This is a genomic window from Microbacterium sp. NPDC055521, assembly GCF_053619695.1.
Map to the genome: position 1 here is coordinate 204,430 of NZ_JBSHJX010000004.1, position 15,585 is coordinate 220,014.

Below are 15,585 nucleotides of genomic sequence, written 5' to 3' on the forward strand. Positions count from 1 at the left end.
AAATCACCTGAAGCGACGTTCAGGATTCCGGTGAGCGGGGGAGGGAGAGAGTCATCAGCGCCCCTCCGCCGGCGCCGTCGGATGCGGTGACCGTTCCACCGTGCGCCAGAGCGACCTCCCGCACGATGGCCAGTCCAAGACCGCTGCCGCCGGCATCCCTCGCCCTCGCCTCGTCGAGGCGCACGAAGCGGTCGAAGATGTGCTCGCGTTCGTCGACCGGGATGCCGGCGCCGTCGTCCTCGACCTGCAGCAGCACGCTGTCACCTCGCTCGACGACGCGAAGCGACACCCGCTCACGAGCATGGCGAGCGGCGTTGTCGGCGAGGTTGCGCACCGCGCGCGCGAGCAGCGCGGTATTGCCCACGACGCGGCCGGGGCCGATCCCGCTCGTGTCGACGGTCACCCCCATGCCGCGCAGCCGGTGCGCCTCGGCGAGGGCGATGTCGTCCATGTCGATGGGTGCCACAGGCGCGTCGCGGCCCTCGTCGAGCCGGGCCAGCAGCAGCAGACCCTCGACGAGCTCCTGCATCCGCTCGCCCTCATCGAGCACGACGCGGCTCAGAGCGGCCAGCGAACTCGCCTCGGGATGCGCTGTCGCCAGTTCGGCGTGCTGCCGGATGGTCGCCAGGGGCGAGCGCAGCTCGTGCGACGCGTCGCTGACGAACCGGCGCTGCGTGGTCTGCGACTGCTCCAGACGGTCCAGCATCCGGTTCATCGTCTGGGCGAGCGCGCCCAGCTCGTCGTCCCGCGCGGCATCCACCCGTCGGTCGAGGCCGGCAGCGTCGATGGCATCCACCTGCCGGCGCAGCCGCTCGACCGGAGCGAGGGCGCGGGTCGCGACCACCCACATGACCAGTCCCACGAGGCCCAGCACGAGCGGCACGGCGACGACCAGCAGCACGGCCGACGCCGACACCGCCTCGTCCACGCCCGCCAGCGGTCGGGCCACGGTGAGCGTGCCGCGATCGGTCTCCTCACTCACGGCGAGGTAGGGATCGCCGTCGACCTCGATGCGCTGCGTGTGATCCTCCCGCACGACGGGAAGCGTCCGCGCGTCATCGTCGTTCGCCTCATCCGAACCGACGCCTGCGGTGTCGTCGTCGTCGCGCTCGCCGCCGTAATGATCGCCCGAACCCTGCAGTCGCACGAGAACATCGTCGTCGATGGCATCCACCCGCCCCTGGCCGCGGTCCAGCTGCCCGGAGATCGTGTCGAGGTCCTGCTGCACGGCCGCGGCGACGCTGTCGGTCAGCGTGACGCGCAGCACCTGAACGGCGGCGAACGACCCGGCGATCAAGGCCACGGCGACGATCAGGAGCGCGCCGATGGTGAGGCGGGAGCGGATGGAGCGCAGCGGTGAGGTCATGCCGTGGCATCCCTCCCCGCCAGGCGATAGCCGGCACCGCGGACGGTCTGGATGCTCGCCCGGTCGAAAGGGCGGTCGACTTTCGCGCGCAGGTGCCCGATGTAGACCTCGACGATGTTCGCATCGCCGTCGAAGTCGGCGCCCCACACGTTCGCGATGATCTCGGCTTTGGTGACCACCTCGTCGCGGCGGCGCACCAGGAAGTCGAGCACGGCGAGCTCCCGCGCCGTGAGCGACACCTCGGTCTCGCCGCGGAAGACCCGCCGAGCGGCGGGGTCGAGTCGCAGGTCGCCCGCCTCGAGCACCGCCGGACGCTCGCGGCCGCCGCGGCGCACCAGGGCCCGAAGCCGAGCGACGAGAACCGGGTACGAGAACGGCTTGGTCAGCCAGTCGTCACCGCCGGTGTCGAGTCCCTCGACCTCGTCCCACTCGCCGTCCTTCGCGGTGAGGAAGAGCACGGGCGTCCAATCGCCCTCGGCACGCAGCGCCTGGCACAGCCGGTAGCCGCTCATGCCCGGCATCATGACGTCGAGCACGATCGCGTCGTAGTCGGCGTCACGCGCCTTGGCGAGGCCGTCGACGCCGTGATGTGCGACGTCGACGACCATCCCCTCGGCCTCGAGCCCGCGGCGGATGCCGTCGGCGAGGCGCACTTCGTCGTCGACGAGCAGGATCCGCATGCTCACAGTCTGTCGGCTGGATCCTGAAGCGCAACTGAAGTGAGAGCCGCCGATCAGGCGTGTTGTTCGCGGTGCTTGCCCTCGCCGATCTCCTCGACCACCTTCGCACAGAAGGCAGGCAGGTCATCGGGTGTGCGGCTGGAGACCAGGCCGGCGTCGACGACGACCTCCTCGTCGACCCAGTTCGCGCCCGCGTTTCGCAGGTCGGTGGTCAGGCTGGGGTAGCTGGTGAGGGTGCGACCGTCGACGACGCCCGCCTCGATGAGGATCCACGCGCCGTGGCAGATCACCCCGACCGGCTTGTGCTGCTCGAAGAATGCGCGGGCGAGATCGATGGAGTCGCGGTCCATGCGCAGGTGGTCGGAGTTGACGACGCCGCCGGGCAGCACCAGAGCGTCGAAGTCATCGGCTGACGCTGATGAGGCGGCGAGGTCCACGGTCTGGGTGTGTCCGTTCTTGCCCGTGATCTCGCCGGACTCGGGCGACACCATGGTCGCGGCGGCGCCCGCCTCGGTCACCGCCCGCCACGGCTCGGTCAGCTCGCTGTCTTCGAAGCCGTTCGTCGCGAGGAAGGCGACCTTCGCGTCCGAGATGCTCGTCATGATGCGTCCTTTCGATCGGGGATGGATGACGCCATTCTGCGACGCAGAGGCGCTTCCGGGCAGGGGATGGTCAGGTGCGGTGACGCGTGATACGCGGTTGGGTGCCTACGCTGGAGGGATGTCCGTGCCGTCGCGTCCGCTGCCCGCGACGATCGCCGCTCCCGTCGAGCACGAGCTGGTGATCCGCAAGTCGCGGTTTCTGACGCTCGTCGCGCCGGTGGAGACGCCCGACGCGGCCGATCAGGTGATCGCCGGGGTGAAGAAGCGATATTGGGATGCCGCGCACAACTGCAGTGCGCAGGTCACCGGTCTGCACGGCGATCGCGCCCGGTCGTCGGATGACGGCGAACCGTCGGGCACGGCGGGCATCCCTATGCTCGAGGTCTTGCGACGCCGCGAGCTGACCGACGTCGTCGCCGTGGTGACCCGCTACTTCGGCGGCATCAAGCTGGGCGCCGGCGGGCTCGTGCGCGCGTACTCGTCCGCGGTCTCGGGGGCGCTCGACCTGGCGAGTCTGGTCGACCGGCGGGTGCTGGATCAGGTGGTTCTGACCGCTCCGCATGCGGATGCCGGGCGCTTCGACAACCTGCTGCGCGACTGGACGGCGCGCAGCGGGGCGGTGCTCGGCGAGACCACGTACGCGGCCACGGCGGAGTTCGAGGTGTGGGGGCCGGCCGAGGCCGTGCCGGGTCTGCAGGCCGAGATCGCCGCGCTGTCGGCCGGAGCGGTGGCAGCCGTCGGCACGGGCGTGCAGCGGGTCATCGACGTGCCGCGCTGACCGGACGGCTCTGCGCGCTCGGTGGCAGGTCGGGCGCGCCGCGCACGTCGACGCGCCGCGCGCCACAGGTGGCGCAGCGTACGTACACCACCTCGCCCTGCGAGGTGGGATGCGCGGATTCTGTGGTCCAGCCGTGCTCGTGCACGCCGGCGAGGGTGGGGAGCGGAAGAGTGCGGGAAGCGGTCATGCCTCCACAATGATGTAATGCTGTTATGCATCTCAACCCTTACGGTGAGTACGCGGTACTGCTGGCTGCGTCACTCGCTGACGACTGGCCCGCCGACCGCGCCGGCATCGAGCAGCGCACCCGGGACTTCGGCATGACCATGGCTTTCGAGAAGACGGCCGACGACCACCCGCGCGTGCGCGAGGTCGTCGACGCGTGGTTGAAGGTGGTGGATGCCGAGACACACGAGCATCGCGCGATGATCCTGAACGCGCAGATGGCGGCCGCGGCGGCGTTCCCGCAGCTGACCGATCACGACGGGGAGGGATGGCACCTGCACTATCGTGACGCCGGTCAGAGCCTCCCGGCCGTGCTCGAGGCCGTGATCAGCGTTGGGACAGCGCTGCATCTCGCCGGCCGCGGGATGCACCGGCTCGGTCGCTGCGCAGCATCCCCGTGCCGACGAGTGGTCGTCGACGTCACCCGCAACGGTCGGCAGCGGTACTGCTCGGTGCGCTGCGCCAACCGGGATGCCGTCCGGCGACACCGTGCCCGCAGCGCGTCGCCGTGACAGTGACTCAACCGCGGAGGGCGGCGAGCACGGCATCCGACAGTGGCGGCCACGCCTCCACCGCCCACGGGCCGAAGTCCCGGTCGGCGAGCGCGACGCAGGCCGCCTGCGCCTGCGGATCGACCCAGAGGAACGTGCCGCTCTGCCCGAAGTGGCCGAACGTCGCGGGGGAGTTGGCCGTCGACGTCCAGTGCGGCGTCTTGCCGTCGCGCAGCTCGAAACCCAGCCCCCAGTCGTTCGGCCGCTGCACGCCGTAGCCGGGCAGCACCCCGTCGAGGCCGGGGAACGCGACGGTCGTCGCGAGCGCCAAGGTCTGCGCCGCGAGCAGCGCGGGGCGCTGCAGCTCTGCGGCGAAGCGCGCGAGGTCGCCGGCGGTGGACTCTGCCCCGGCACCGGCCGATCCGATCAGCCTCGTCGACGCCATGCCGAGGGGCGCGAACACGGCCTCGTCGATGTACGTGGCGAAAGGGATCTCGGCGCGCTCCTCGAGCGTCTGCGCGAGCACGTCGAAGCCGCGGTTGGAGTAGATCCGGCGGGTGCCGGGCTCGGCGCGCACCTTGTCTTCCGAGAAGTCGAGCCCGGAGGTGTGGGCGAGCAGGTGCCGCACGGTGGAACCGGGAGGGCCGGCCGGGTCGTCGAGGTCGAAGACGCCCTCCTCGACGGCGATGAGCACGGCGTAGGCGGTGAGGGGTTTGGTGACGGAAGCCAGGCGGTAGACCCGATTGAGCTCGCCGTGCGATGCGAGGACGGAGCCGTCGGCGCCGACGACCACGGCCGCGGCGTTGTCGACCGGCCAGCCGTCGATCAGATCAAGGGCGTCGTCGATGGCGGTCATGCGTCCTCCCGGATGTCGTGCACTGCGCGCGTCCCACGCACGGAGAGCGCGATGGCATCCTCCCACACCGCTTCCGGTCGCCGCCGGTGTGCGCATGCGATGATCTGCATATGAATGCGCGAGTGTCAGCGACGGCCGCGGTGCTCGTCGGCCTCGCCCTCATCCTCTTCCCGCTTCTCGCGCTGGCGGCGAAACTCGTCTTCCCCGGGTGGATGCTGGTGCTGGCTATCTGGAGCAGCTGGATGCTGCTGCCCGGCTACATCGTGCAGATCGTGGTGGCGGCGAACGGCCTGCTTCGCCGGAACGGCGTGCTGCGCAGGGCGGCCGGCGGGTGGCGGGCGATCATCGCCGCGTGGGTCACCTCGATCGGCATCCTCGGCGTCGGCTTCTTCCTCATCGACGGCGGCGACGACGGCCGTGCCGAATCGGCGATGACGGTCGTGCTCGGTCTGACCGGATCGGTGCAGGCGGGGGACGTGTCGATGATCCTCGCCCTGATCTCGGGCTTCCTCTGGCTCGCAGGCTGGGTCTGGCTCGTCGTCGAGTGGATCATTCAGCTGGTGCTCGCTCGTCAGGTGCGCACGCTCGCCTGACCGCGTCGCCTCGCCACGTGCGCGGCATCCGGTCATATGTGGCGATGGCGTGACAGTTCCGACAGCGCACGTCGCACTTCGCGATCTCCGCGGCGATAGTGGGGATGCTGAAACCGTTGCGCACGAGTTGCATCACACCGTCCCGCTTGGCCGAATCAGGTCGGTGATCGAAATCGAGCACGCGCAGATCAGCAACGCCGCAGTCGATGCACGGATGCTCCCGAAGGTAGTCGGCGACGAACGCCTGAGACGCGAGACGACGAGCATCAGAGCGCAGTCGGATCACGCGGATATGGTGTTCCCGATTCTCTCGGTAGTACTTTCTGGATGACGCCCGGTTGCACTCCCGGCAGACCTCCTGGAGTCCGTCCGGTCGGGCGGACTTCCGGTTGAAATCGGTGAGTGGTTTAGACTCCTGACAGGTGCCGCACCGTTTCTCGGGCGGCATCTGCCCCCGTAGCTCAGAGGCAGAGCAACCGGCTTTTAACCGGTGGGTCGGGATGTCGGAATTCCCCGGGGGCACCATTTCGGCTGTCATTGCAGCGTCCTCTCGTTGCAGACGACGCTAGCCACGGCATCCGACATCTCGACGGGGAGTGCACCATGCGCGCGCGAAGAGGCGCCCGTCGATTCCTCGTCGACGGGCGCCTCTGATCAGCCTGCGGATCCCCACCGGGCTGATCTCACCGCGTCACTCCTGCGCGGTGCCTGTGGGTCACTGGGCCGGCGGCATCAGGACCGAGTCGATCAGGTAGACGGTGGCGTTGGCGGTCTGCACGCCACCGCAGATGACCTTCGCGTCGTTCACCATCCAGTCGTCGCCCGAGCCGGTGACCTCGAGCTCGGCGCCCTGCACCGTCTTGTGCATGCCTTCGATGTCGGCCGGCGCGATCTGGCCGGGCACGACGTGGTAGGTCAGGATCGACGTCAGCGTGGCGGAGTCGGTCTTCAGGCTCTCGATCGTCGCCGGGTCGATCTTGGCGAACGCGTCGTCGACCGGCGCGAACACGGTGAACTCGTCGCCGTTGAGCGTGTCGACGAGGTTCACGTCGGGGTTCAGCTGGCCGCTGACGGCCGAGACGAGCGTGGTCAGCAGCGGGTTGTTCGACGCGGCCGTGGCGACCGGGTCCTGCGACATGCCCTCGACCGAGCCCGCTCCGTCCGGCACCTGCTCGGCGTAGGCCTCACAGCCCGGCCCGACGAGGTTCGCAGCCGGATCCATGGTCTCAGGGGCATCGGACATCTCGGACGTCTCGGCCGGCTTCGGCTCGGACGACTCCATGTCCGACCCGCCTCCCATCGTGCAGCCCGACAGGACGAGGGCGCCGACGAAACCGAGCGAGAGAGCGGCGGTGATCTTCTTCTTGGTGCTGAGCATTTCAACCTCCGGGGTTCCGTGCCGCGGACCTCCCGCGGCGTCGACGGTTGTTCGGAACCCCTCCGAGATCGGATGGGAATCAATCCGAATCGATTTCCCGACCCGAAGAATCCGTGACGGATGGCGGGTGGCGCTCACTCCGGAGAGGAGGGATGAGGCATGCTTGTCGAGATGGTTATCGACGGGGTAGAGGTGCGCGAGGACGGATCGTCCGGCGATCTCGTCGCGGACCTCCTCGTCCGCGTCGCGCACGCCGATCAGCGTGCCTTCGCCGAGCTCTACGATCTGCTCTCGTCGCGCGTGTTCGCGCTCATCCTCAAGGTCGTCGTGAATCGCTCGCAGAGCGAGGAAGTGCTGCAGGAGGTCTTCCTCGAGATCTGGCAATCCGCTTCGAAGTTCGCTCCGAACAGAGGTCAGGGACGCTCCTGGATCTTCACGATCGCGCACCGCCGGGCCGTCGACCGGGTGCGCTCGTCGCAGTCCAGCACCGATCGCGACATGCGCGTCGGCGTTCGCGACCTCGGCGGTGAACGGGACGTGGTGCAGGAGGCGGTCGAATCGAAGCTGGAAGGCGAGCGCGTGGTCGCCGCTCTCGCGGCTTTGCCGGAGGCCCAGCAGGAAGCGCTCATCCTGAGCTACTACGGCGGCTACAGCCAGAGCGAGATCGCGGCACTGACCGGAGTGGCGCTGGGAACGATCAAGACGAGAATGCGGGACGGACTGACGCGATTGCGTGGAGAGATGGGGGTGTCAGCAGCATGAACGAGCGGGAATTCGCGGAGCTTGCAGCCGCACACGCCCTCGGCGCCCTGCCGGACGCCGACGAGCGGCGGTTCGCCGAGGCACTTGCCGAGCATCCCGAGTGGCAGGCCATCGCCGACGATGACCACGACACCGTGGCGATCCTCGTCGACGGACTGACTCCGGTCGCGCCGCCGCCGGCGCTGCGCTCGGCGCTGCTGCAGCAGATCGCCACACTGCCACAGGGAGGGTCGGGTCCGGCACTTCCGGATGCTGCTGCCGGTGCGGACGCGGAAACCCGGGCGACCAGCGCGCCGGCTCCCGCCACCGTGCCCTGGCGGCGCCGGATCTTCGCGCTCGCCGCGGGGCTCGCGCTGATCGTCGGCGCGGGTATCGCGACGACGACGGTGGTCTCGCAGCTGCAGCGACCGGCATCCGTGGTCGCGCTCGACGAGATCCGCTCCGCTCCGGATGCCGAGCAGGCGAAGGTGCGGCTCGACTCCGGCGCCACGGCCACCGCGCACTGGTCGGGCGAGGTGGGCAAGGCCGTGCTCGTGGCATCCGGACTCGACGATCTCGGCGCCGGCAGGAGCTACGAGCTGTGGTTCGTCCGCGGCGACGAGCCGATCGCCGCGGGCGTCTTCGACGCCGACGACGGCACGGCGACGGCGCTGCTCGACCAGCCCATGCACGCCGGTGATGTCATCGCGGTGACGATCGAGCAGGCCGGCGGTTCGCCGTCCGGATTGCCGACGACCGACCCGATCATCGTCATCCCGACGGCCTGAACCCGCCCGGCCGGGCGTACCCTTGACGGATGCCCGAGCAGTTCCACCGCCCAGTCCGCAGGCCGCCCGCGGCTTTCGACAACATCGTCGGCGAGGCCGACCCCGCCGAGCAGTCGCGCGTCGCCCACGCCACCGCATCTGCTCTGCTCGAGCGCGCGCGCAGCGACGAGTCGGGCGCGATCACCGAGCGGCTCCTCGCGTTCGCGGCCGAGAACGGCATCGACGAGATCGCAGAGCTCTGGTCGCACGCGCCCGCCGGCTCACTGCCCGGCACGCTGTGGCGGCTGTACCTGCTGCAGATCGCGATCCGCTCCGACGCGCCGCTGACCGCGCTGCTCTACGAGCGCGGACGCGTCGAACTGCGCACCGCCGACGCGGCGATCGCCGGCGCACCGGCTCCCGCCGATCCGAGCGAGCTGGTCGACCTGGTCGACGCGATCCTGCGGGGAGTGTTCCGGGGCGACTTCGCGGTGGCGCTCGAGCGCGCCGCCGCGTACTGCCGCGTGCAGGCATCCGGTGCGACCCACACGGCAGACGACTACGAGCCGACCGAGCCGCAGCGGGCGAGCGACCTCACCCGCCGGGCGCTGCGGCTGATGACCTATGCCGAGGATCTCACCGCCGCTGCGGCCGCATGGCGGCGCGGCATGCTGACCTGAGCCGACCGGAGCGAGCACGTGCTCGCGAAGCCGGGAGGGCAGAAGAAAAGCCGGACCGCAAGAACGCCTCTCGGCGGAAGGCCGCTCGCAGCGGCAAATATTGGAGCCCGGGGTTATGCGGCCCGGCCTATCAAGTGTAACGCGTCAGCGGCACGGGCATTCCCGTCGCCCTAGGCTGTGCACATGTCCTCGCGCTTCGCTCTCATGATCGCCCCCGCCGATGTCGACGACGACCGCGCGAATTTCGGCGACACGTTCACGCCGATGGATGTCGCCGCACCCGCGCTCAGCGTGGGCGAGCTCAGCACGCAGCGCGGCGACGGCGTGTTCGAGTCGATCGGCGTCGTCGACGGGCACGCGAACGAGGTCGAGGCGCACGTGCAGCGACTCGCGCACTCCGCGCACCTTTGCGACCTCCCCGCGCCGAACCTCGCCCAGTGGCGTCAGGCTGTCGAGGTCGTCGCCGCGCAGGCGCCTGCGGGCGAAGCCGTCGTCAAGCTCATTCTCAGCCGCGGGGTCGAGCACGGGCCGGCCCCGACCGCGTGGGCGACCGTGGGGGCGGCCCCCGACTTCAGCGCCGTGCGACGCCACGGAGTGAAGATCGTCACTCTCGACCGGGGTTACGACCTGGGCGTGCGGGAACGGGCGCCCTGGCTGCTGCTCGGTGCGAAGACACTGTCGTACGCGGTGAACATGGCTGCGCTGCGCGAAGCGAAGCGGCGCGGAGCCGACGACGCGATCTTCGTCACCCGTGACGGGTACGTGCTCGAGGCGCCGACCGCATCGCTGATCATCCGCGCGGGCGGCGAGTTCCTCACGCCGGCACCGGCAGGGGGCATCCTGCACGGAACCACGCAGCTCAGCGTGTTCGAGTACCTGGAGTCCCGCGGATTCCGCACCCGCTACGAGACCCTGTCCGTCTCCGGCCTGACGAAGGCCGATGCGGCCTGGCTGGTGTCGAGCATCCGTCTCGCCGCGCCGATCACCGCCGTCGACGGCGCGACCGTGGCATCCGACCCCGACCTGACCGCCGAGCTGAACGCCTACCTGCTCTCTGCGCGCTGACCGCGTCGTCGGAGATCTCAGTCCGTTAGTGCGCGCGGCGGCATCGGCGGCACGGACACGCCGCCCGCGGTCCGGACGGTCTGATACTTCCGACAAGAGCACGAGGCCCGGGATGCCCGCGGCCGCACTCCCCGGATGTCCGCACCCCTGGAGTTCAGGCGGTCCGGCGCTTCCGATCCGGGATGCCGGGCCTGAGCGCTCGCAGATGCGCGCCGTCGCGGAGCTTCGCGACGATGGCGGCTTCGACGCGCGGCCAGTCGTGCACGATCAACGCGTAATCGAAGCGCAGAGTCTCGTAGCCGCGCGCTGCGGCGGCGGCATCGCGGATCAGATCCTTGTGCCGTTGCGTCTCGCGTTCGTGGTTCTCACGGCCGTCGCATTCGATCAGCAGTCGATCGCCGATGACGATGTCCACTTCGCCGACCCCGGGAACGCTGACCTGAGTCCGCACCCGGATGCCCAGTCGGTGCAGACGCAGTCGAACGATCGACTCGAGCCCGCTGTCAGCATCCGAATGGGCGATGTCCAGCAGCCATCGCGACGAGACGGCGATGTGCCTCCAAAGCCAGGCGATGCCGGCCGGCGAGATCTTCGAGAGCCGGAGCGCTGATTCGTAGGCGGCGAAGAACGTCTCCTCGCTCTCACACTGCGACAGCTGCAGCAGCACGTTGTGCACCGGTGGCAGCTCGCCTGTGATGGCGGCACCGTCATCCCAGTGCACCCGACATGCTGGAGGCTCTCCCGGCGGTGCCTCGGCGGTGCACCCGCCGTGCGGCCCTCCCGCCGTACCCATCCACACGTGATCGTCCGCCCCCTGCAGCACCCAGAGCCCATGCAGTCGCGCAGCTTCAGCGCAGGCGGGAACGCCACCGTGCTCGACGGCGTGACGAAAAGCACTCGGCACGTGCGGCAGGGCATAGACGCCCTGTCGCAGCCGCACGATCTCACCCGCGCGGACAGCGCGGGTGAGCTCCCGCTCGCGCACGCCGAGGAGCATGAGGTCTGAGGTGCGCGCCACAGGACCATGAGTGCCGAGTGCGATGCGTGCAAGCATCCATCGACCATGCCCGGTGCGCCGGCGACCCGGTCGTGCGAATGCCGGGTGATGTGGACAACACGCAGCCGAAAGCGGGGTGTGGAGAGAGGTGGGCCGGTTGGAGATCCCAGACCGGATGCGTACGAACCGGCGTGTCTGTGAGCGACACGCCGGTTCGCGAGCGACTGATCTGATGAGCCCGACTGGCGAGCCAGGCCTCAGCGACTACCCGAAGCGGCCCGACACGTAGTCCTCGGTGGCCTGCACGGCCGGAGTGGTGAAGATCGTGGCGGTGTCGTCGAACTCGATCAGCTTGCCGGGCTTGCCGGTGCCCGCGATGTTGAAGAACGCCGTCTTGTCCGACACGCGGCTCGCCTGCTGCATGTTGTGGGTCACGATCACGATCGTGTACTCGTTCTTCAGGTCCTGGATGAGCTCCTCGATCGCGAAGGTCGAGATGGGGTCGAGGGCCGAGCACGGCTCGTCCATCAGCAGCACCTCGGGCGACACGGCGATCGCGCGGGCGATGCACAGACGCTGCTGCTGCCCCCCAGAGAGCCCGGAGCCCGGCTTGTCGAGGCGATCCTTGACCTCGTTCCACAGGTTCGCGCCCATCAGCGACTCCTCGACCAGGTCATCCTGATCGCTCTTCGACATCTTGCCGTTGTTCAGCTTCACCCCGGCGAGCACGTTCTCCTTGATCGACATCGTCGGGAACGGGTTCGGACGCTGGAACACCATGCCCACCTGCCGGCGCACGAGCACCGGGTCGACGCCCGCGCCATACAGGTCCTTGCCGTCGAGCAGCACCTCGCCCTCGACGCGGGCACCGGGGATGACCTCGTGCATACGGTTCAGCGTGCGCAGGAACGTGGACTTGCCGCAGCCCGACGGGCCGATGAACGCGGTCACGCTGCGCGGCTGGATCTCGAGGGAGACGCCCTCGACGGCGAGGAAGTCGCCGTAGTAGACGTTGAGGTCGTTGACTTCGATGCTCTTGGACATGTCGGGTTCCTTCAGGTTCGGGTGCGGCTCAGCGGCCGGCGGTCTTCGGGGCGAACCACTTGGCGATCAGACGCGCGAGCAGGTTCAGCAGCATGACGATGAGGATCAGGGTGAGCGCACCGGCCCAGGCGCGCGCGACCGACGCGTCGGCCGCGGTGCCCTGGTTCATGTAGGAGTTGTAGACGAAGACCGGCAGCGTCATCATCTGACCGCTCACGAGGTTCGTGTTGAGGCTGGCGGTGAATCCCGCCGTGAGCAGCAGCGGCGCGGTCTCGCCGATGACACGGGAGATCGCGAGCATCACCGAGGTCGTGATTCCCGCGATCGAGGTGGGCAGCACGATCTTCAGGATCGTCAGCCACTTGGGCACGCCCAGCGCGTACGACGCCTCCCGCAGCTCGTTCGGCACGATCCGCAGCAGCTCCTCGCTGCCGCGGACCACCACCGGAACCATCAGCACCGCCAGGGCGAGCGCGCCCATCAGCCCCATCGAGATGCCCGGCCGCACGACCAGGGCGAAGACAGAGTAGATGAACAGACCGGCGACGATCGACGGGATGCCCGTCATCACGTCGACGAGGAAGGTGATGCCCTTGGCGATGCGGCCCCGGCCGTATTCGACGAGATAGATCGACGTCATCAGGCCCACCGGCACGGCGATCAGCGTGGCGGTGAGGGTGACGAGCACCGTGCCCCAGATGGCGTGCACGATGCCGCCGCCCTCGCCGACGACGTTGCGCATCGAATAGCTGAAGAACTCGGCGTCGAATCGGCTGACGCCGTTGGCGACGACCGTCCACAGCAGCGAGATCAGCGGCAGCAGCGCGACGACGAACGCGGAGGTGACGAGCGCCGTCATCAGCCGGTCGACGGCCTTGCGGCGGCTCTCGGCGATCGACGAGACGACCGTGATGAGGACCATGTAGATCAGCACGCCGACGACGGTGGCGCCGGCGATGTTGAAGTCCGCCGGGTCGGCGCCGATGGCGCCGAGGGCGAAGACCGTGAACGCGGTGGCGAGGGATGCCCCGAGCAGAGCCCACGGCGCCCACGAGGCGAGCCGGCCGGCGGTGAGCGAGGAGGAGGCTCGTGCGGTGCTGAGCGTGGTCATGTCAGGTCGCTCCAGAGACGTGGTCATGTCAGTTCGCTCCGGAGAACTCGGCGCGACGGGCCACGATCCAGCGGGCCAGCGCGTTGACCGCGAAGGTCACGACGAACAGCACGAGGCCGGTGGCGATGAGGGTGTTGACACCCGTGTCGTGGGCCTCGGGGAACGCGAGTGCGATGTTCGCGGGGATCGGCGTCGGGTTGGTGGCGGTGAGCACGAGGAAGCTGTACACCGCTGCGGGCGAGAGCACCATGGTCACGGCCATCGTCTCGCCGAGCGCACGCCCCAGCGCGAGCATGATGGCGGAGACCATGCCGCCGCGCGCGAAAGGCAGCACGGCCATGCGCACCATCTCCCAGCGCGTGGCGCCGAGGGCGAGGGCCGCCTCCTCGTGCAGCTTCGGAGTCTGCAGGAAGATCTCGCGGCAGATGGCGGTCATGATCGGGATGACCATGACGGCGAGCACGACCGCCGCGGTCATGATCGTCTTGCCCGTCGACGAGACCTGGCCGCCGAAGATCGGGATCCAGCCGGCGCTGGCGTTGAGCCAGGCGTACACGGGCTGCAGCAGGGGTGCGAGCACCAGCCCGCCCCACAGGCCGAAGACGACGGAGGGCACGGCGGCGAGCAGGTCGATGACGTACCCGAGCACGCCGGCGAGGCGGCGGGGCGCGTAGTGCGAGATGAAGAGGGCGATGCCGATCGCGATAGGCGTCCCCATGAGCAGAGCGAGGAACGAGGCCCACACCGTGCCGAAGGCGAGCGGGCCGACGTACTCCCAGAACGAGCGACCCTCGAGGATGTGGTTGCCACTGGTGTCGGGCGCGAACGCCGGCAGGCTCTGGATGATGAGGAACGCGGCCACCGCGGCGAGCACGACGAGGATGATGATCCCGGCGCCGAGGGCGCTGCCCGAGAACACTCGGTCACCGAGGCGCTGCTTGGCCCTGATCGGGGCAGGCGGGGCCTGCCTGGTCGTCGTGCTCATGGTCTCCGTTTCGGGTCGAAGTTCAGCTGAGGGCCGACCCTCCGGTGCCCCCGCGCCGGATCGGACGCGGGGGCACCGGGATCAGCCGATGGCGATGGGTCAGCCGACCTTGATCGTGTCGATGGCGGCGAGGACCTTCTCGCGCAGGCCGTCGGAGATCGGCGCGCTGCCGGCGTTGTCGGCCGCGGCCTGCTGCCCGTCCTCGCTAGCCACGTACTCGAAGTACGTCTTCACGAGCGCGGCGGTGTTCTCGTCCTCGTACTGCTCGCACGCGATCAGATAGCTGACCAGGGCGATCGGGTAGGCGCCTGCCGGAGCCGCAGCCGGGTCGACGTCGAAGACGAGGTCGGCGTCTCCGCGACCATCCTCGAGCGGCGATGCCTCGACCAGCGCGGCGGCGGCCTCAGCCGAGTAGGCGACGTAGTCGCCCTCGACGCCGACCTTCACCTGGCCGAGCTCCTTGGTCTGCGAGGCGTCGGCGTAGCCGATGGCTCCGTTGCCCGCCTTGATGGCCTGGACGACACCCGAGGTGCCCTGAGCGGCTTCGCCGCCCTGCAACGGCCACACGCCGTCGGCCTCATCGGTCCACACGTCGGGAGCGGTCGCGTTCAGGTAGGCGGTGAAGGTCTCGGTGGTGCCCGAGTCGTCCGAGCGGTGCACGGGCGAGATCGCCAGATCCGGCAGCTCCACGCCCGCGTTCTGCGACGCGATCGCCTCGTCGTTCCAGTTGGTGATCGTGCCGGCGAAGATGCCGGCGATCGTCTTGGCGTCGAGGTTGAGCTCGTCGACCCCCTCGAGGTTGAACGCGACGGCGACGGGCGAGATGTACAGCGGCACCTCGACGATGTTCTCCGACGAGCAGGTCTTGAACCCGTCGCCGAACTCGTCGAGCTTGAACGCGCGGTCGGAGCCGATGAAGTCGCTCGCGCCGGCGATGAAGTTCTCGCGTCCCGTGCCCGAGCCGGTGGGCTCGTAGTTGATGGTGACGCCGCTGTTGGCGGTCTGGAAGGCGGCGACCCAGGCTTCCTGCGCCGAACCCTGCGACGAGGCGCCGGTGGCCTTCAACGTGCCCTCGAGATCGGAGGCGGCGGCCGAGTCGCCGGCGGGGGCTTCGTTCGCGGCGCAGCCGGCGAGTGCGAGGGCGGCGACAGCGCCGACGGCGCTGAGACGAGCGATGCGGGTGATCTTCACTGTGGATCCGTTCGATCGGGGAATGTGTATGGCCC

At 69.3% G+C, this 15,585-nt stretch carries 19 protein-coding genes, 1 tRNA gene and 1 pseudogene; 9 read left to right on the forward strand and 12 right to left on the reverse strand.

What is annotated here, in order from left to right; genetic code table 11:
• Nucleotides 1-19: 19 nt before the first annotated feature.
• Genes ACWGSM_RS06275 through ACWGSM_RS06285 form a run of 3 tightly spaced genes read right to left on the reverse strand, consistent with a single transcriptional unit; the run spans nt 20 to nt 2,648 of the window.
• Nucleotides 20-1,366: a sensor histidine kinase gene (locus ACWGSM_RS06275; protein WP_452322074.1), complete on the reverse strand. Its 1,347-nt coding sequence runs from the start codon at nt 1,364-1,366 to the stop codon at nt 20-22.
• Entirely contained in the window at nt 1,363-2,046 is a 684-nt protein-coding gene (locus ACWGSM_RS06280) for a response regulator transcription factor (protein WP_452322075.1), read from the reverse strand. The genes ACWGSM_RS06275 and ACWGSM_RS06280 overlap by 4 nt, the downstream gene beginning before the upstream one ends.
• A gap of 53 nt (nt 2,047-2,099) precedes the next feature.
• Nucleotides 2,100-2,648: a type 1 glutamine amidotransferase domain-containing protein gene (locus ACWGSM_RS06285; protein WP_452322076.1), complete on the reverse strand. Its 549-nt coding sequence runs from the start codon at nt 2,646-2,648 to the stop codon at nt 2,100-2,102.
• Between the two features lie 118 nt (nt 2,649-2,766).
• Between ACWGSM_RS06285 and ACWGSM_RS06290 the strand changes: the two genes are divergently transcribed.
• On the forward strand, nt 2,767-3,426 hold the full coding sequence (locus ACWGSM_RS06290; RefSeq protein ID WP_452322077.1) for an IMPACT family protein: 660 nt from the start codon (nt 2,767-2,769) through the stop codon (nt 3,424-3,426).
• Here ACWGSM_RS06290 and ACWGSM_RS06295 read toward each other — a convergent pair.
• Nucleotides 3,407-3,613, reverse strand: a complete 207-nt coding sequence (locus tag ACWGSM_RS06295) for a hypothetical protein (protein ID WP_452322078.1) — start codon at nt 3,611-3,613, stop codon at nt 3,407-3,409. The genes ACWGSM_RS06290 and ACWGSM_RS06295 overlap by 20 nt on opposite strands.
• Nucleotides 3,614-3,638: 25 nt before the next feature.
• Here ACWGSM_RS06295 and ACWGSM_RS06300 point away from each other — a divergent pair, with 25 nt between their 5' ends.
• Nucleotides 3,639-4,163: a CGNR zinc finger domain-containing protein gene (locus ACWGSM_RS06300; RefSeq protein ID WP_452322079.1), complete on the forward strand. Its 525-nt coding sequence runs from the start codon at nt 3,639-3,641 to the stop codon at nt 4,161-4,163.
• Nucleotides 4,164-4,170: 7 nt separating this feature from the next.
• Here the strand turns inward: ACWGSM_RS06300 and ACWGSM_RS06305 are convergent, their stop codons facing one another.
• Nucleotides 4,171-4,998 (reverse strand): serine hydrolase domain-containing protein, encoded by an 828-nt coding sequence (locus ACWGSM_RS06305; protein ID WP_452322080.1) that lies wholly within the window; start codon nt 4,996-4,998, stop codon nt 4,171-4,173.
• Between the two features lie 110 nt (nt 4,999-5,108).
• Between ACWGSM_RS06305 and ACWGSM_RS06310 the strand changes: the two genes are divergently transcribed.
• Nucleotides 5,109-5,591: a hypothetical protein gene (locus ACWGSM_RS06310; RefSeq protein ID WP_452322081.1), complete on the forward strand. Its 483-nt coding sequence runs from the start codon at nt 5,109-5,111 to the stop codon at nt 5,589-5,591.
• 450 nt (nt 5,592-6,041) lie between these two features.
• Nucleotides 6,042-6,116: transfer RNA gene (locus tag ACWGSM_RS06315), tRNA-Lys, on the forward strand.
• 190 nt (nt 6,117-6,306) lie between these two features.
• Here ACWGSM_RS06315 and ACWGSM_RS06320 read toward each other — a convergent pair.
• Nucleotides 6,307-6,969: a fasciclin domain-containing protein gene (locus ACWGSM_RS06320; protein WP_452322082.1), complete on the reverse strand. Its 663-nt coding sequence runs from the start codon at nt 6,967-6,969 to the stop codon at nt 6,307-6,309.
• A 159-nt stretch (nt 6,970-7,128) separates the two neighbouring features.
• Here ACWGSM_RS06320 and sigK point away from each other — a divergent pair, with 159 nt between their 5' ends.
• The 4 genes from sigK to ACWGSM_RS06340 all read left to right on the forward strand — a co-directional run bounded on the left by sigK (nt 7,129) and on the right by ACWGSM_RS06340 (nt 10,222).
• The gene (sigK, locus tag ACWGSM_RS06325) at nt 7,129-7,731 is read left to right on the forward strand and encodes an ECF RNA polymerase sigma factor SigK (RefSeq protein WP_452322083.1); all 603 of its coding nucleotides are present in this window, start codon (nt 7,129-7,131) and stop codon (nt 7,729-7,731) included.
• Nucleotides 7,728-8,498, forward strand: coding sequence for an anti-sigma factor (locus ACWGSM_RS06330; RefSeq protein WP_452322084.1), 771 nt, complete (start codon nt 7,728-7,730; stop codon nt 8,496-8,498). The genes sigK and ACWGSM_RS06330 overlap by 4 nt, the downstream gene beginning before the upstream one ends.
• A 29-nt stretch (nt 8,499-8,527) precedes the next feature.
• On the forward strand, nt 8,528-9,157 hold the full coding sequence (locus ACWGSM_RS06335) for a DNA-directed RNA polymerase subunit beta (protein WP_452322085.1): 630 nt from the start codon (nt 8,528-8,530) through the stop codon (nt 9,155-9,157).
• A 183-nt stretch (nt 9,158-9,340) separates the two neighbouring features.
• Nucleotides 9,341-10,222, forward strand: coding sequence for an aminodeoxychorismate lyase (locus ACWGSM_RS06340; RefSeq protein ID WP_452322086.1), 882 nt, complete (start codon nt 9,341-9,343; stop codon nt 10,220-10,222).
• A 154-nt stretch (nt 10,223-10,376) separates the two neighbouring features.
• On the opposite strand, the gene ACWGSM_RS06345 is transcribed toward ACWGSM_RS06340, so the two are convergent.
• Nucleotides 10,377-10,943 (reverse strand): endonuclease domain-containing protein, encoded by a 567-nt coding sequence (locus ACWGSM_RS06345; protein ID WP_452322141.1) that lies wholly within the window; start codon nt 10,941-10,943, stop codon nt 10,377-10,379.
• A 78-nt stretch (nt 10,944-11,021) separates the two neighbouring features.
• Here ACWGSM_RS06345 and ACWGSM_RS06350 point away from each other — a divergent pair, with 78 nt between their 5' ends.
• A complete protein-coding gene (locus ACWGSM_RS06350; protein WP_452322146.1) occupies nt 11,022-11,228 on the forward strand; it encodes a hypothetical protein in 207 nt (68 codons plus the stop codon).
• Here ACWGSM_RS06350 and ACWGSM_RS06355 read toward each other — a convergent pair.
• The 5 genes and pseudogenes from ACWGSM_RS06355 to pstS form a co-directional block, all read right to left on the reverse strand.
• Nucleotides 11,187-11,276, reverse strand: a pseudogene (locus tag ACWGSM_RS06355) (hypothetical protein); the annotation flags it as partial. The gene ACWGSM_RS06350 and the pseudogene ACWGSM_RS06355 overlap by 42 nt on opposite strands.
• Before the next feature lie 207 nt (nt 11,277-11,483).
• A complete protein-coding gene (gene pstB, locus ACWGSM_RS06360; protein ID WP_313355896.1) occupies nt 11,484-12,263 on the reverse strand; it encodes a phosphate ABC transporter ATP-binding protein PstB in 780 nt (259 codons plus the stop codon).
• 28 nt (nt 12,264-12,291) lie between these two features.
• A complete protein-coding gene (pstA, locus tag ACWGSM_RS06365; RefSeq protein ID WP_452322087.1) occupies nt 12,292-13,374 on the reverse strand; it encodes a phosphate ABC transporter permease PstA in 1,083 nt (360 codons plus the stop codon).
• Between the two features lie 28 nt (nt 13,375-13,402).
• Nucleotides 13,403-14,359, reverse strand: coding sequence for a phosphate ABC transporter permease subunit PstC (pstC, locus tag ACWGSM_RS06370; protein WP_452322088.1), 957 nt, complete (start codon nt 14,357-14,359; stop codon nt 13,403-13,405).
• Nucleotides 14,360-14,458: 99 nt separating this feature from the next.
• Nucleotides 14,459-15,550 (reverse strand): phosphate ABC transporter substrate-binding protein PstS, encoded by a 1,092-nt coding sequence (pstS, locus tag ACWGSM_RS06375; protein WP_452322089.1) that lies wholly within the window; start codon nt 15,548-15,550, stop codon nt 14,459-14,461.
• Nucleotides 15,551-15,585 lie beyond the last annotated feature (35 nt).

Coding starts and splice junctions, on each gene's coding strand:
- ACWGSM_RS06340 (WP_452322086.1), top strand. CDS start 9,341: ATGTCCTCGCGCTTCGCTCTCATGATCGCCCCCGCCGATGTCGACGAC.
- pstC (WP_452322088.1), bottom strand. CDS start 14,359: ATGAGCACGACGACCAGGCAGGCCCCGCCTGCCCCGATCAGGGCCAAG.
- ACWGSM_RS06285 (WP_452322076.1), bottom strand. CDS start 2,648: ATGACGAGCATCTCGGACGCGAAGGTCGCCTTCCTCGCGACGAACGGC.
- ACWGSM_RS06295 (WP_452322078.1), bottom strand. CDS start 3,613: ATGACCGCTTCCCGCACTCTTCCGCTCCCCACCCTCGCCGGCGTGCAC.
- ACWGSM_RS06320 (WP_452322082.1), bottom strand. CDS start 6,969: ATGCTCAGCACCAAGAAGAAGATCACCGCCGCTCTCTCGCTCGGTTTC.
- ACWGSM_RS06305 (WP_452322080.1), bottom strand. CDS start 4,998: ATGACCGCCATCGACGACGCCCTTGATCTGATCGACGGCTGGCCGGTC.
- ACWGSM_RS06310 (WP_452322081.1), top strand. CDS start 5,109: ATGAATGCGCGAGTGTCAGCGACGGCCGCGGTGCTCGTCGGCCTCGCC.
- ACWGSM_RS06335 (WP_452322085.1), top strand. CDS start 8,528: ATGCCCGAGCAGTTCCACCGCCCAGTCCGCAGGCCGCCCGCGGCTTTC.
- ACWGSM_RS06275 (WP_452322074.1), bottom strand. CDS start 1,366: ATGACCTCACCGCTGCGCTCCATCCGCTCCCGCCTCACCATCGGCGCG.
- ACWGSM_RS06300 (WP_452322079.1), top strand. CDS start 3,639: ATGCATCTCAACCCTTACGGTGAGTACGCGGTACTGCTGGCTGCGTCA.
- ACWGSM_RS06330 (WP_452322084.1), top strand. CDS start 7,728: ATGAACGAGCGGGAATTCGCGGAGCTTGCAGCCGCACACGCCCTCGGC.
- pstA (WP_452322087.1), bottom strand. CDS start 13,374: ATGACCACGCTCAGCACCGCACGAGCCTCCTCCTCGCTCACCGCCGGC.
- ACWGSM_RS06280 (WP_452322075.1), bottom strand. CDS start 2,046: ATGCGGATCCTGCTCGTCGACGACGAAGTGCGCCTCGCCGACGGCATC.
- pstB (WP_313355896.1), bottom strand. CDS start 12,263: ATGTCCAAGAGCATCGAAGTCAACGACCTCAACGTCTACTACGGCGAC.
- ACWGSM_RS06290 (WP_452322077.1), top strand. CDS start 2,767: ATGTCCGTGCCGTCGCGTCCGCTGCCCGCGACGATCGCCGCTCCCGTC.
- sigK (WP_452322083.1), top strand. CDS start 7,129: ATGCTTGTCGAGATGGTTATCGACGGGGTAGAGGTGCGCGAGGACGGA.